General features: G+C 65.9%; 16 protein-coding genes. 5 read left to right on the forward strand and 11 right to left on the reverse strand.

From position 1 onward, the window contains the following. Positions 1–167: 167 nt before the first annotated feature. The 7 genes from BM118_RS11100 to BM118_RS11130 all read right to left on the reverse strand — a co-directional run bounded on the left by BM118_RS11100 (position 168) and on the right by BM118_RS11130 (position 8349). Positions 168–998, reverse strand: a complete 831-nt coding sequence (locus tag BM118_RS11100; protein ID WP_177234198.1) for an ABC transporter permease — start codon at positions 996–998, stop codon at positions 168–170. Beyond that, the gene (locus tag BM118_RS11105) at positions 995–2257 is read right to left on the reverse strand and encodes an ABC transporter permease (RefSeq protein ID WP_092185114.1); all 1263 of its coding nucleotides are present in this window, start codon (positions 2255–2257) and stop codon (positions 995–997) included. Before BM118_RS11105 ends, BM118_RS11100 begins: the two co-directional genes overlap by 4 nt. A gap of 109 nt (positions 2258–2366) precedes the next feature. Beyond that, entirely contained in the window at positions 2367–3425 is a 1059-nt protein-coding gene (locus BM118_RS11110; RefSeq protein WP_092185116.1) for an ABC transporter substrate-binding protein, read from the reverse strand. 65 nt (positions 3426–3490) lie between these two features. Next, entirely contained in the window at positions 3491–4615 is a 1125-nt protein-coding gene (locus tag BM118_RS11115) for an ABC transporter ATP-binding protein (protein ID WP_092185117.1), read from the reverse strand. A 135-nt stretch (positions 4616–4750) separates the two neighbouring features. Continuing rightward, entirely contained in the window at positions 4751–6319 is a 1569-nt protein-coding gene (locus tag BM118_RS11120; protein ID WP_092185123.1) for a DUF4403 family protein, read from the reverse strand. 142 nt (positions 6320–6461) lie between these two features. Then, entirely contained in the window at positions 6462–7100 is a 639-nt protein-coding gene (locus tag BM118_RS11125; RefSeq protein ID WP_092186133.1) for a Vgb family protein, read from the reverse strand. A 28-nt stretch (positions 7101–7128) separates the two neighbouring features. After that, positions 7129–8349, reverse strand: coding sequence for a helix-turn-helix domain-containing protein (locus BM118_RS11130; RefSeq protein ID WP_092185124.1), 1221 nt, complete (start codon positions 8347–8349; stop codon positions 7129–7131). A 150-nt stretch (positions 8350–8499) separates the two neighbouring features. On the opposite strand from BM118_RS11130, the gene BM118_RS11135 reads away from it, so the two are divergent. Then, complete coding sequence (locus BM118_RS11135) at positions 8500–9294, forward strand: DUF899 domain-containing protein (RefSeq protein WP_092185125.1); 795 nt, start codon at positions 8500–8502, stop codon at positions 9292–9294. Next, positions 9287–9565 (forward strand): hypothetical protein, encoded by a 279-nt coding sequence (locus BM118_RS11140; protein ID WP_092185126.1) that lies wholly within the window; start codon positions 9287–9289, stop codon positions 9563–9565. The genes BM118_RS11135 and BM118_RS11140 overlap by 8 nt, the downstream gene beginning before the upstream one ends. Positions 9566–9625: 60 nt before the next feature. Here the strand turns inward: BM118_RS11140 and BM118_RS11145 are convergent, their stop codons facing one another. Together BM118_RS11145 and BM118_RS11150 are read right to left on the reverse strand one after the other, a co-directional pair. Continuing rightward, positions 9626–10123, reverse strand: coding sequence for a GNAT family N-acetyltransferase (locus BM118_RS11145; RefSeq protein WP_092185135.1), 498 nt, complete (start codon positions 10121–10123; stop codon positions 9626–9628). A gap of 2 nt (positions 10124–10125) precedes the next feature. Beyond that, a complete protein-coding gene (locus BM118_RS11150; RefSeq protein WP_092186134.1) occupies positions 10126–10605 on the reverse strand; it encodes an Lrp/AsnC family transcriptional regulator in 480 nt (159 codons plus the stop codon). A gap of 132 nt (positions 10606–10737) precedes the next feature. Here BM118_RS11150 and BM118_RS11155 point away from each other — a divergent pair, with 132 nt between their 5' ends. Then, positions 10738–11133, forward strand: coding sequence for a nuclear transport factor 2 family protein (locus BM118_RS11155; RefSeq protein WP_092185136.1), 396 nt, complete (start codon positions 10738–10740; stop codon positions 11131–11133). A gap of 16 nt (positions 11134–11149) precedes the next feature. Here the strand turns inward: BM118_RS11155 and BM118_RS11160 are convergent, their stop codons facing one another. Further along, positions 11150–11569 carry a c-type cytochrome gene (locus tag BM118_RS11160; protein ID WP_177234200.1) on the reverse strand — a complete coding sequence of 140 codons (420 nt, stop codon included), beginning with the start codon at positions 11567–11569 and terminating at the stop codon, positions 11150–11152. Positions 11570–11681: 112 nt separating this feature from the next. Beyond that, a complete protein-coding gene (locus tag BM118_RS11165) occupies positions 11682–12398 on the reverse strand; it encodes a L,D-transpeptidase (protein WP_177234201.1) in 717 nt (238 codons plus the stop codon). 272 nt (positions 12399–12670) lie between these two features. Between BM118_RS11165 and BM118_RS11170 the strand changes: the two genes are divergently transcribed. Both BM118_RS11170 and BM118_RS11175 read left to right on the forward strand, forming a co-directional pair. Next, positions 12671–13723, forward strand: a complete 1053-nt coding sequence (locus BM118_RS11170; RefSeq protein WP_177234202.1) for a glycosyltransferase family 4 protein — start codon at positions 12671–12673, stop codon at positions 13721–13723. A gap of 33 nt (positions 13724–13756) precedes the next feature. Further along, positions 13757–14446 carry a class I SAM-dependent methyltransferase gene (locus tag BM118_RS11175; protein WP_092185141.1) on the forward strand — a complete coding sequence of 230 codons (690 nt, stop codon included), beginning with the start codon at positions 13757–13759 and terminating at the stop codon, positions 14444–14446. The last annotated feature ends 66 nt before the right edge of the window (positions 14447–14512 follow it).

The raw sequence follows: 14512 nt of genomic DNA on the forward strand, positions 1-14512 counted from the left end.
TGAGAAATATGGAGGGGGATCTGTCGTCATTCCGGGGCGCGCCCCCTTGGGCGCGAGCCCGGAATCCATTCATCCACCGTCGCTGCGGCGCGATGGATTCCGGGTTCGCGCGCCCCGGAATGACGAGAAGTTTCTCTACCAGAAGTGTGACACCACCGCACCGCCGGTCAGGCGCTGCTGCCCTTGAGCCGTTCGTTGCGTCGGCGCAAGCCTTCCAGGGTGGCGAGGAGGATGACCGATACCGTCGTCAGAACTACCGCCGCTGCCGTGATGGTCGGGCTGATGTTCTCGCGGATGCCGCTGAACATCTCGCGCGGCAGGGTGCGCTGCTCCGGCCCTGCCATGAACAGCACGATCACCACCTCATCGAAGCTGGTCGCGAAGGCGAACAGCGCACCTGAGGCCAGGCCGGGCAGGATCAGCGGCAGGATCACGCGGCGGAACGCATAGAGCGGCGAGGCGCCGAGCGAGGCGGCGGCGCGTGCCAGATTGGTGTCGAAGCTTTGCAGCGTCGCGCCGACCGTGATCACCACAAAGGGCGTCGCCAGCGCGGTGTGGGCCAGGATCAGGCCGAGATAACTGCCGGTCAGTCCGATCGGCGCGAAGAAGAAATACAGGCCGACCGCGGTGATGACACCGGGCACGACGACCGGCGACAGCACGAACGCCAGCACCAGCGGCTTGAACCGGCTCTTCCACTGCGCCAGCCCCAGCGCGGCCAGCGTGCCAAGCACCATCGACAGCAGGGTCGAGGCGACGCCGATGATCATGCTGTTCTTCAGCGAGTTCATCCAGCGCGGCGAACTGATGAAGTCGTCGTACCAGCGCAACGAGAGGCCTGGCAGCGGATAAGTGAGGTACGAGCCGGAGCTGAACGACAGCGGCATGATCGCAAGGATGGGCGCGATCAGGAAGATGAACACCAGCGTGGAGACAATGATGGTCGCGGTCCACGCGATGCGCTGGCTGGGCGTGCGGAGGGACGAATTGTCGCTCAATTCTTCATTCCTCCCGTGACCTGCTGTCCCTGCACCAGCTTGCCGTAGACGAGCGCGAGCACAACGGTGGCCAGCAGCAGCACCGCACCGAGCGCTGAAGCAAGGCCCCAATTGGCCGTCTCGGTCGTGTAGAGCGCGATGAAGTAGCTGATCATCTGGTCGGCGGCGCCCCCGACGAGTGCCGGTGTGATGTAGTAGCCGAGCGCCAGGATGAAGACGAGCAGGCTTCCCGCGCCGATGCCGGGCAGCGTCTGGGGCAGGTAGATCCGCAGGAAGGCGGTGACCGGCGGCGCACCGAGCGAGGCGGCGGCACGCATGTAGGCAGGCGAGATCGCCTTCATGCTGCTGTACAGCGGCAGGATCATGAACGGCAGGAGAACGTGGGTCATGGCCACGCAGACACCGAAGCGGTTGTAGATCAGGCGCAACGGCTGGTCGATGATGCCAAGCCACTGAAGGCTGTCGTTCACGACGCCCTTGCTCTGCAACAGCACGATCCAGGCGCAAGTGCGGACCAGAAGCGACGTCCAGAACGGCAGCAGGACGAAGATCATCAAGAGGTTCGACCGGCCCGGTGGTAGTGTCGCCAGCAGGTACGCGACCGGGAAGCCGAGGATCAGGCAGAGTACCGTGACGCTGAGGCTGATTAGGAAGGTGCGGGCGAAAACGTCGCGGTAGATGGCTTGATCCGGCGAGGCTGCGACAATCGCGCCGTCCGCGTTCCGTGTCAGGTCGAGCGCCGCCAGTAGGTAGAAGCCGGTCGTTGGGCCACTGGCGTCCTTGATCGTCGTCCAGGTGGTGCGTTCGCGCCAGGCCGGGTTGATCTTGCCCAGCGTCTCCTTGGCCGTGCCGGGCTCCGGCACCGCCTTCAGATTGCGTACCGTGCTGGTCAGGATCGTGCGGAAGCCGTTCAGCGCGTAGTTGAGCCGCTTGGCCGCGATGGCGATGGTGCCGGAGGTGCGCGCCGCCAGGATGTCGCCTGCCAGCGCAGCAAAGGCCCCTTCATCCGGCAGGTCCCTGCCGTCCCAGCGCGCGAGAGCAGCGACCGTTTGCGGCAGAATCTGACGCACCTCCCTGTCATCGACCGCGCGCCACAGCATGCCCGCGATGGGTCCAGCGAAGGTGAAGAGCAGAAACAGCAGAAGCGGCAGAACCAGCGCCAATGCCTTGATCTGGCGAGCGCGCTCGGCCCGCTTCAGGCGGCGCCTAAGCGGCATCTCGGTCTTGGCATCGGCGCCGGTCAGGGACACGGCTGTCATGGGTTGAGCCTCTTTGACCGGACATCCCTCGCCCTTTCAGGCAAGGGGCGGGGCACAGGCGAAGGGGGATCGGCCCTCTGCCTGCGCCCTGCGCCGGTTCGCTCGCGCACTATTTCGCTGCCCATTTGTTGAAGCGCTCGGTCAAGCGGTCGATGTTCTCGAGCCAGAAGCCAACGTTGATCTCGACCGCGTTCTTGATGTTGTCAGGCGCGGTCGGCAGATCTTTCAGGACGGCCGGCTGGATCAGGGCGGCGGCGTCCTTGTTCGAGGTGCCGTAGGCGATGTTCTCCGACAGTTTCGACTGGTTTTCCGCCTTGCCCGCGAAGTCCAGGAACTTGTAGGCCGCGTCCTTGTTCGGGCTGCCCTTCAGGATGACCCAGCTGTCGAGGGTGAAGAGCGCGCCGTCCCACACCATGCCAAAATTCTTCTTCTCGTTCTTGTTCGCGGTGTCGATGCGGCCATTGTAGACCGAGGTCATCGCCACCTCGCCGGAGGCGAGCAATTGCGGCGGCTGGGCGCCGGCCTTCCACCAGACGATGTCGCCCTTGATGGTGTCGAGCTTCTTGAACGCGCGCTCGACGCCCTCGTCGGTCGCCAGCACCTTGTAGACGTCCTTCGGCGGGACGCCGTCGGCCATGAGAGCGATCTCCAGCGTGGTCTTCGGGCCCTGACGCAAGGCGCGCTTGCCCGGAATCTTCTTGGTGTCGAAGAAGTCGGCCCAGCCCTTGGGCGCGTCCTTCAGCTTGTCCTTGTCGTAGCCGAGGACGAAATCATAGAGGATGGCGCCGACGCCGCAGGGATTGACCGACGGCGGGATATAGGCGGCCTCGCCGCCGATCTTGGAATAGTCGAGCTTCTCGTACAGGCCTTCCTCGCAGCCGACGGCCAGTTCGTCGCTCTCGACCTGCACGACGTCCCAGGTGGCGGCGCCACCCTGCACCTTGGCGCGCAACACGCCGACACCGCCGTCCCAGGACTCGTCGTTCATCGGGACGCCGGCTGCCTTCTTGAACGGCTCGAAATAGACCTTCTTCTGGGCATCCTGATACGCGCCGCCCCACGACACGACCGTGAGGTCACGCGCCTGCGCGACTGTCGCCAGCGCTGCGCTGGCGCTCAGTGCCGCGGCCAGGCCCAGAGCGATCTTGCCAATCTTGCGCTTCAGCATGGTCTTTGTTCCTTCTTCATGTGAGTTGCGTTGAGGTTGATCGATGCGGATCCGCTTGCGTTGGATCAGGCGGGATCGAGGGCCAGGCAGTCCTCGGGGCGGAAGGTGATGAACACGCTTTCGCCTGGCCTCAGGCTACCATGTCTCAGGCTGTCATGCGCTCCCGGCTGAAGCTTGACCATGAACTCCCCGTTGCCGGCGACATTGAGCACGGCCAGCGCGTGGTCGCCGAGATAGATGGTGTTCTGCACCCTGGCCGGCAGCCGGTTCGGTCCTTCGCTGGAGGTGCCGTCCGGGACGATGGCGACGCGCTCCGGCCGCACCGATAGGGAGGTCGATGCGCCCGCGCCTGATACATTGATCGCCCGTGCGGTCACGGCGCCGCCACCAGCCAGCGCGACGCGGCAATATTCCCTTTCGACCGTCTCGACGGTGCCGGCCAGCACATTGTTCTCGCCGATGAAGTGAGCGACGAAGCTGTTCACCGGATGCTCATACAGTGCGTCGGGCCTGTCGATCTGCTGCACGATGCCGTCGTTGAACACGGCGATGCGGTCCGACATGGTGAGCGCTTCACTCTGATCGTGGGTGACGTAGACGACGGTGATGCCCATCGTCTCGTGCAGTTGCTTGATCTCCAGTTGCATCTGCTCCCGCAGGCGCTTGTCGAGGGCGCCAAGGGGCTCGTCCATCAGCACGAGTTGCGGATTGAAAACCAGCGCGCGCGCCAGCGCCACGCGCTGCTGCTGACCGCCCGACAGCTGCCCGGGCCGCCGGTGCGCCAGGGTTTCCATCTTGATCATGCGCAACGCGGCCCTGACGCGCTCCTGCGCTTCCGCCTTGCTCGTCTTGCGAACGGATAGCGGGAAGGCGATATTTTCCGCAATCGTCAGGTGCGGAAACAAGGCATAGTTCTGGAACACCATGCCGATGTCGCGCTTATGGGGCGGCACGTTCTTGATAGGCCGGTCGGCGAGGTAGATCTCGCCATGGGTCGGAACCTCGAAGCCGGCCAGCATCATCAGCGTGGTCGTCTTGCCCGAGCCCGACGGGCCGAGCAGCGTGATGAACTCGCCCTTCCTGATGTCGAGATCGAGGTTCTTCACCACGAGGTGCTCGCCATCATAGGTTTTCTGAATGCCGGAGAAGCGCACCAGTGCCGGCGCAGACGTGACCATGCCGGCTTCCATCTTGTCCTCGCGTTATCAGCTACAGTGCTGCCAGGACCTCGTTCGAGGTTACGAGGAGCAGCTTAGCACCCTCCGACGAGAATGCCAGCGGTGCAAGCGACGAAGGCGCGGGAGGGCCCGGAGAGCGAAGGCGCGCTACATCCCCGACAGCTTGGTCACGTACACATTGAGCGAGCCGCCGGCCTCGGCGACCACGCGCAGCGTCTTGGAATCGAAGGCAATGTCGGCGAGCGTCAGGCTGTCGATTTTCGCGTCGACCTTGAGACCGTCCTCGCTCTTCTGGTAGTCGGCGATCGCGGCCGCGATCTTCTCGCGGGCGTTGGCGGCGATCGGCTTCAGGTCGAGCGTCGCCTTCTGCACCAGCGCCTGCTGCATCTGCGGCACCACCGCGCGGGCCGCCGCGCCGAGCAGCCCGAAGGCGGCCTCGGATTCCACCGCGAGCTGTATGTCGGCGAGCCGCAGCGTCTGCTGCGCCTGGTCGAGCATCGGCCGGCCCCAGATATGCACGGTCGCCTCGGCGCCGAGGCCAAGCCAGCTCTTCTTCTCCTTGGCGCTCACCAGGAGCGAGATCAGCAGCCGGTCGCCGGAGGGGACCACGTTGACGCTCTTCACGGTGACGTCGACCGGGCCCGATCCGTCCTCGGGATAGGTGTGGCCGACCATCTGCGCCGCAATGAGCTTGTTGATCTCGGTAAAGGGTACGTCGATCGGCACGCCGATGTTCACGCCGGTGCCGGTCGGCGGCACGATCGAGATCTTGTCGGGGAACGGACACTCCGGCTTGGTCGGCGTCGAGGTCACGCGCGTCTCGAGCTCGAGGCCGAGCAGCAGCGTCACGGCCTGCGCGTCGACGCGCGGCTGCGCGGCGATGGCGCGGGTCGGCTTCATCTCGAGCCAGAGCGGCGGCAGCGCGGCCGAGGAGCCCGAGCCTTGCAGCGGAATCGAGCGGCAGGCCTTGGCCCATTGCAGCTTCGCATTCTCCCGCAGCGAGGGATCGTTGCGGATGCGCTCGGAGACGACGTTGATCTGCTCGCCGACGTTCTTGTCGATCAGCGGCTTCACCTGCGCCGGCACGTTGACCTTGGCGCCGGCGACCGCAAGGTTGGTGTCACCGAGATTGACCTGGGCGCCAAGATTGGGCTCGAGATGCCAGTTCGCTGCGAGCTTCGGACGCGAGGTGACGACCACGTTGCCCTTGATCTCGGCGCTGGCGTTCAAATTCTTGATGTTGACCGCGCCGATCCGTTTCGCTGCGTCACCGCCGAGCACGCTGCCCAGCGCGTCGCCGAGCGCGCCGGTGGCCTTCGACGACAGCGAGCCCGTCACGTTCAGCTTGCCGCTGAGCGGCGTCGAGATCGTCAGCACGTCCTTGTCGCCGACAGCTGCCATCGGACCGCGCACGGCGGACCAGCCGATGTCGGCGTCCTGCAGGATCTGGGAGATCGGGTTGTCGGCCTTGCCGGCGAAATTGCGCGGCGCGGCCTTCTCGGCCTGCTCGCGGATCGCCGACACCGCGATGGCGACCGGCGCGATCACGATCGAGCTCTTCGAGACCGGCGGCAGCGGCGGCAGCTGCGCGACCGGGGGCGCCGAATTCGTCGCGCGCGGCGACAGCCAGTCCATCGCCTTCAGGCTGATGAAGAACGACGCCGCGAGCACCGTGACCGCGATCAGGATAGTCTTGAAATTCAACGCCAGACGCATCTCACCCCCAGGCCGCCCGCGGGGATTCTACAGGGCGGGAGAGAAGGGCGCTAGAGCGCATCGATGGGGTGGAATTGGGGCGAATGTGTTAACGGCCGCGAACGCGCAATTGCCGTACATTCAGGCAATCGTCGCGGGGGCGCTAGTCGCGCCTCGGACGGCGGACCGCTCTCACCTTGCCGGCGCTGCCGCCGCCGCAGAACAAGCGATCGCCGCCATCGGACTCCAGTCCCGAGACCATCGTTCCGGCAGGCAGGTCGAGCTGCTCCAGCACCTTGCCCGTGTCAGGATCGATCCGCCTGATGTCGCTATCGTCGCCTTCCCAGGTGCCGTGCCAGAGCTCGCCGTCGACCCACGTCACCCCGGTCACGAAGCGCTTGCTCTCGATGGTACGGAGCACCGTCCCGGTCTCCGGATCGATCTGGTGGATCTTGCGCTCCCGATATTGACCGACCCACAGCGACCCCTCCGCCCAGGCGAGTCCGGAATCGCCACCACCGCCGGGCGCCGGGATGGTGTTCACCACCTTGCCGGTCGCGGCGTCGATTTTCTGGATGCGGTCCTCGGCGATCTGGAACAGGTGCCGGCCGTCGAACGCAGTCCCGGCATGCGCAGCGACGTCGATCGAGCGTGCGATCTTGCCGCTGGCCGGATCGACCGCGTTCAGCCTGTCGCCGGATGCGAACCAGACATGCGTGCCGTCATAGGTGACGCCATGCACGGCCTCGACGCCCGGAAAGGGGCCGTACTCCCTGACGATCTCGGCGGCTGAACGTTTCATGTGCGTGATCCCTGTGAGCTGATCCACCTTACGTCTTCAGCAGCGGTCCGGGGAGTAACAAGCCTGTCGGGAAACCCGGCACGGGCGGGGTCATCCAGCGACGCGCCCGTCCGTGTCCGAACGACTGCACCTTGTTCGATCGTGCGAGTTCCTCGAGCGCCCGTTGCACCGTCCGCGCGCTCGCTCCCAGCGCCAGCGCGAGCGCCGAGCTCGACCACGGCTCGCCGTCGGAGAGGAAGGCGAGGACGGCGGCGTGCTTTTCCTCGACGGGCCGGGCCAGCACGAGGACGTCGCGCGTCCTGCGCGGCGCCAGCACAAAACCCTGCTTCGTCGCGCTGATTTCGGCCAGCGGCTTGAGCTGGGTGCGAAGCCGTCCGATCTCGACGCGCAATCGCGCGCGATGCGATTCATCGGCGTGCTTGGCCCGGAACGCGCCTGATATCAGCATCTCTCGCGAGACATCCGCGGGCCATGCCTGCGCCAGAAGGCGGGCCAGCGCGAACAGCACCGGCCGCGTTCCGAGCGACACGACAGCGCCTTGCCTGCGCACAACATGATGGAAGGTGTCCACGACGAGCGCTGTCGAGGTCGCCAGTCTTTCGACCTCTCCGAGCAACAAGGGGTGTTCGCTGCCGCGCACGATCAGTCGCGCGGTTGGCGTGTCGAGGATGAGGTTCGCGCTGTCGACCTCGGCCGAGAGTGCCGGGATCCCCGCCAGCCGCGCCGCCCTGGCCGCGCGGTCGAGCGCGGTGCGCGCGGCTTCCGTTCTGAGCCGTCTGATGGCGATGCCCGCGACCACGAGCTCGCGGACGACCTGGGATGCAGGCGGGAGCGGCGAGGCGCCAAGCTCGGCCAGCGTGCGCTCTGCCTCGTCGATGCGTCCGAGGAGGAGGAGACGGCGCGCCTCGATGTGGCCGGCATGGGCGGCATTGGCGAGATCGCCATGGCTTTCGAGCGTCGTCCGCGCGGCTGCGAGGGTCTTCGCCGGCCAGTTCAGGTCGCGCGAGACCAGCGCGATCTCGGCTTCCGCCACGACGCATCTTGCCCGCGCCACCGCCTCTCTCGGACCGAAGGCGCGCGCGGCGCTCCGCAGCAGCGCCTTCGCCTTCGCGAGATCGCCGAGCTGCGCCATCGCGATGCCGCGCAGCGCCAGCGACGGCGCATCGTTGCGCAGCGCAACGCGGTTCAGCGCACCCAGCGGATCGCCGGCTTCGAGCGCACGCGCCGCGGCCGTGATCAGCGACTCCATGAAAATCCCGCCACACTTGTTACTCCCACCGCGCAACCGCTTGGTGCCAGAAATCGTTGACGGCCGACGATGTGCGGTGAGGGGCGAGCGGTTCCGCGTCTGCGATAGCGAGACGCGGGAGGGCCGTCCAGGCAAGAGGTATGGAGAGCCATTATGACATCAGCAGAAAAAGCAGGAAGTAACGGACAGGCCGCCATGCAAACACCGCCGGTGGTGTCGCCGCAGGACTGGGAGGCAGCCCGTCAGCAACTGCTCGTGAAGGAAAAGGCGCAGACCCGCGCCCGCGACGCGCTGGCCGCCGAGCGCCGGCGCATGCCGTGGATGGTCGTCGACAAAACCTATGCGTTCGAGGGGCCCGGCGGCAAGGTCACTTTGCTTGACCTGTTCCAGGGCCGGCGGCAGCTGATCGTCTACCGGGCCTTCTTCGAGCCGGGCGTGTTCGGCTGGCCGGATCATGCCTGCCGCGGCTGCTCGATGGTCGCCGACCAGGTCGCCCATGTCTCGCACCTGAACGCCCGCGACACCACGCTGGTCTTCGCCTCGCGCGCGCCGCAGGCCGATATCGCCAGGCTGAAGAAGCGGATGGGCTGGACCATGCCGTGGGTCACCATCACCGACAGTTTCGATGCCGATTTCGGCGTGGACGAATGGCACGGAACCAATGTGTTCTTCCGCGATGGGAAGCGCATCTTCCGCACCTACTTCATCAAGAGCCGCGGCGACGAGCAGATGGGCGGCACCTGGAACTATCTCGACATCACGCCGCTCGGCCGGCAGGAGGTGTGGGAGGATTCACCGAAGGGCTATCCGCAGACGCCGACCTACAAATGGTGGAACTGGCACGACAGCTACACGGAGGGTGCAGCGCCCGACAAGAAATGGGTGGAGATTTCCGACGCCGGCGAGAAGGCCTTTAGGGAAGAGGCCGCGGAAGGCCGTGACTAGTCCCGCCAGCGTGGCCACCGGCGCCAGCCGCGATAGCGTGGTGGCCGCGCGCCACCTTGCCAGATGGCTCGGTCTTGCGGCGACGCCAACCTTCGCGATCATGGCCGCGCTGACGGCCGCGCTCGGCGGCGGCCCGGACGACATGCTCTGCGCCGCCGGACATGGCTCTTTGCTGGGCGGGATGGTGCCGATGTATCTGCTGATGAGCGCGTTTCATTCGGCGGCGTGGCTGAAGCTGATCTCGGAGCGGCGAGGTGTCGCCTGCCGGTAAGCGCCGGGGTGGTCACCGGCACAAATGAGAGTGGTCCCGGCATCACCGGGGCCGCGCCGGTCATGGGCGACTTCCGTCGAAGAACAGGGCCATCAGGATCTCATCATAGTATCGGTCGCCCTGCTTCAGCGCCTTCACCCCGCGGCCGTATTCGACGAAGCCGGCCGCGGCGTAGAGCCGCAACGCGGCCTGGTTCTCGCTGACGACGACGAGCTGGAGCTGCTCGACGCGCTTTGCCGCGTGTGCCGCGACCGCGTCGACGAGCAGTCGCCCCGTGCCGGACTTCCGCGCCTGCGGCCGCACATACATGCCCCAGAGGACAGCCTTGTGCGCGGTCTTCGCGCCGTCCTCGCGGCGGAAGCCAGCAGTACCCACGAGCTCGCCCGCGATGATCGCACCGAATACGTCCGACGTCGTGAGGCGCTCCTCGAACCAAGCGAGGGGCTTCTCCTGCTCGCGTTCGAGCGTGCTCGTAAAAGCTTCGGGATGGGCCGCGAGCGCTTCCAGCCTGATCGCCCGGTAGAGAGCCGCGTCGGCGGGTGTCAGCAGTCTGATCATGGCTAGGAGAGATGCGCCAGCGGCAGGGGCGCGCCGGCCTTGAGCGTCTGGATCGCGATGCTGCTGCGAACCTCCCGCACGATCGGCAGATTGAGCAGCTTGTCGACGAGGAAGCGCTGGTAGTCCTCGAGCTCGGGCACGACGATTTCGAGGAGGTAGTCGGCTTCGCCGGAGACGAGGTGGCAGGCAACGACCTCAGGCATGGCAACGACGGTCTTTTCGAAGCTCAGCGCCTGGTCGTTGGCATGGCCGTTGATCTTGACGCCGAGGAAGGCCGAGAAGCCGAGGCCGATGCGGGCGCGCCGCAAGGAGGCGCGGTAGCCGTCGATATAGCCGTCCCGCTCCAGCCGCCGCACCCGCCGCAGGCAGGGCGACGGCGACAACCCGACCTTGTCCGCCAGCTCGATGTTGCTCAATCGTGCATTGGTCTGGAGTTCGGTGACGATGCGCCGGTCGATCGCATCCAGCTCGCATTTTGGCATGAACCGCATCCCGTTGGATCAAGAAGGGCGCAATGTTGCGCCGGAGCCGTCGAGACTAGCCTACTTCGCAAGGACATGCCTCGGCTTTCCGTGGGATGCAGTGCTCCGCCCTTGCCGCTGATGGAGTGAAGCATGACCGAAAGCCCGAACCTCGCGTCTCTGCTGGAGGCCGTCGAACGTTACTTCACGCTGATGTACGACAACGACGTTTCGCAGTTCGATCGCGTCTTTGCGCCGACCGCGCAGCTCCACGGATTTCGCGACGCCGAATTGCGGTTATTGCCGGTTCGTGACTACAGGACGATGCTGGCGTCGACCCCGTCGCCGAAGTCGAAGAATGCTCCGCGCCTTCAGGAGATATTGCTGATCGATCTGGCTTCGCCAGCGCAAGCCTTGGTGAAGGTTCGAGTTCGAATCGATGTGCTCCAATACGTTGATTATCTGGCCTATCACTGCATGAAGGACACTTGGCTGATCACGGCGAAATCGTTCCATGTCGAGCGACGGCATCAGCCGACCGGCACGTAGGAGTGCTGTCGCAATCTTATCGGCTGACCGCCGCCTGCAGATGCGCAACCACCTTGGCCGCTTCGTCCGCGGAGACACCGCCATAGGGCTGCATCTTGTGGCCGGAGACGACTTCATCCGGCTTGATGATGAAGCGGGTGAGCTTGTCCTTGTCCCAGACGAAGCCGGCCTCCTTCATTGACGCAGAGTAGTTGTAGTCGGGCAGCGAGCCTGCCTTCCGTCCGACGATCTTGCTGAGATTGGGGCCCAGGCGATTGTCGCCCTCCTTCACCGAGTGACAGGTGCGGCAGGAATTGTTGAACGCCTGCCGAGCTGCCTCGTCGTTCGCCGGCTGCTGGGCGAGCGAGGAGGGCGCGAACAGGAGCAGCGTCAAAGCTCCGGCGCCGGCGATCGAGCGCAGCCATGGGCTTGGCGATGTTTGCAGGCGGGATTGCATCTGCGCCTCCATCGGGGATCGCGCCGCTGCAAGCGCGCATCGGGATGTCGAGGGCCAACGAAAACGGCCCCGGTGGGTTCCGGGGCCGTTTGCGTCACAATGTCCTGTCGCTTTAGCGCGTCGCGGCGCCGAGGTCCGCGCGGCGCTCCGTCATCGGCAGCACGATCACCTTGGTGCCGACGTTGACGCGGGAGTAGAGGTCGGTGACGTCGTCGTTGGTCATGCGGATGCAGCCGGAGGAGACGTGCTTGCCGATGGTCTCGGGGGCGTTGGTGCCGTGGATGCGGTAGATGGTGCCGCCGAGATACATGGCGCGGGCGCCTAACGGGTTGCCAGGGCCGCCGGCCATGTGGCGCGGCAGATAGGGCTGGCGGGCGATCATCTCCGGCGGCGGGGTCCAATCCGGCCACTCGGCCTTCTTGGTCACCGACTGGATGCCGGACCAGGTGAAGCCGTCGCGGCCGACGCCGATGCCGTAGCGAACGGCCTGGCCGTTGCCCAGCACGTAATAGAGATAGGTGTTGGGCGTATCGATGATGATGGTGCCCGGCGCTTCGCGCGTCGCGTAGGAAACGGTCTGGCGGCGGAAGCGGGCCGGCATCTCGACCGCGTCCTGGTCCTCGGAGGGAGCTGCCTGGTAAGGCGTCGCCTGGTAGGGCTGAAAGGGCTGGATCGGCTGCGGCGCGGCCATCGGGGGCAGCGGCTGGAAGAAGGGAAAGAGCTGCACCGGCGCGGCCTTGGCCGGACCTGCGAATGCGATCGCGGTGACAGCGACTGCGCCGAAAGCAACGGCGCGCGAATACGTCTTGAACGTGTCCAGATTGAACATGTGATCGCCCCTGTTTGCTCGGTGTTTGTCCACCGCGGCACCATTGCGGTGCTCCGTTGCGTAGATCACTAACGGCAATAAGTTTCGGGACGTTTGCGCGGAAAACCGAAAACGGTTTCATCGCGGCAAGGATTGTTTCATGACAGTTTCGTGGCCGCCCGAGTCCGGTGCCCAACAAAACAGCCGGCCGACACTTCTGTGACGTCACACGCCTGAAATATCCATGGTTGATGGTCGAAAGCCGAGAATCATCAAACTCTCGGGATTTTCCCATGCGGGTATTAATCGCGACTGACGCCTGGCATCCGCAGGTTAACGGTGTAGTCCGGACGCTGACTTCGCTGGCGGGCGCCGCCAAGGCCCTCGACGTCGAGATCGACTTCCTCACGCCGGACGGCTTCCCGTCGTGGCCGCTGCCGACCTATCCGGGCCTGCGCATTGCGCTGCCGAGCCGTAAAGAGATCGCGCGGCGGATCGAGAAGGCTGCGCCCGAAGCGCTGCACATCGCGACCGAAGGCCCGATCGGCTGGGCCGCGCGGGCCTATTGCCGCCGCAACCGGCTCGCCTTCACCACCTCCTACACGACGCGCTTTCCGGAATACGTGTCGGTGCGGACCGGCATTCCCGCGAGCGTCGGCTATGCCGTGCTGCGCCACTTCCACGATGCCGCGGCCATGACCATGGTGGCGACGCCGTCGCTGCGGCAGGAGCTGTCCGAGCGCGGCTTCAAGCGGCTCGGCTTCTGGACGCGCGGCGTCGATACCGAGCTGTTCCATCCCGACGCTCCGGCCAAGCTCGACCTGCCGGGCCCGATCTTCATGACCATGGGCCGCGTGGCGGTGGAGAAGAATCTCGAAGCGTTCCTCGCGCTCGACCTGCCCGGCACCAAGGTTGTCGTCGGCGACGGCCCGCAGAAGGCGGCGCTCGAGAAGAAATATCCGGATGCGGTCTTCCTCGGTGAGAAGAAGGGCGCGGATCTGACCGCGCATCTCGCGGCTGCCGACGTGTTCGTGTTCCCGAGCCTGACCGACACCTTCGGCGTGGTGCAGTTGGAAGCGCTCGCCTGCGGCACGCCGGTTGCGGCGTTTCCGGTGACGGGGCCCAAGGACGTCATCGCCGATCACCCGATCGGCGCGATCGACCACGATCTGCGCACCGCGTGCCTGCGCGCACTCACCATGTCGCGCGAGACCTGCCGCAACTTCGCGCTGGAGCGCTCCTGGGAGAACAGCGCGCGCCAGTTCGTTGGCAACCTCACCTCACTCCAGCCCAGCCGCATCCTGCGCGCCTCGCCGGTGATGGCGCGGCGGCCGGTGCGCGGTTGATCTTACCTTTGACCCACAGCGAGAACCTCACCGATGGCTAAGATCATGAACCTTGACGGCACCCAGCAGCTTGACCTCACCCGCGGCACGGTCGAGCAGGCCTACGATCGCTGGGCGCCCGTCTACGATCTCGTGTTCGGCGGCGTGTTCGCCAAGGGCCGGCAGGCGGCGATCGCGGCCACCAACAAGATCGGCGGCCGCGTGCTCGAGGTCGGCGTCGGCACCGGCATCTCGCTGCCGCTCTACGCGCCGCACCTGCGCATCTTCGGCACCGACATTTCGGAAGCGATGCTCGACAAGGCGCGCCAGCGCGTCACCGAGGGCAAGCTGAAGAACGTCGAGGGCCTCGCGGTGATGGACGCCGAGAAGCTCGAATTCCCCGACAATTCCTTCGACGTCGTGATGGCGCAATATGTCGTCACCGCCGTGCCGAATCCGGAGAAGGCGCTCGACGAATTCGCCCGCGTGCTGCGCCCCGGCGGCGAGCTGATCATCCTGACCCGCGTCAGCGCCGACGCCGGCATGCGCCGCTTCATCGAGCAGAAGTTGCAGCCGGTGGTGCGTCCGCTCGGCTTCCGCACCGCCGAGTTCGCCTGGTCGCGCTATGCCAAGTGGCTCGCCGGTGCCAACGGCATCGAGCTCGCCGAGCGCCGCCTGATTCCGCCGCTCGGCCATTTCTCGCTGGTGCGCTTCCGCAAGGTCGACGTCGCCAAGGCGGCGTGAGGAAGGCAGCGTGAGCCGCCGTTAGCGTTCGCGTGCGTCATCGCGCCGCTGCACACCGTCACATGA

Origin of the sequence: Bradyrhizobium sp. cf659 (assembly GCF_900113725.1) — a bacterium.
Classification (GTDB): Bacteria; Pseudomonadota; Alphaproteobacteria; order Rhizobiales; family Xanthobacteraceae; genus Bradyrhizobium.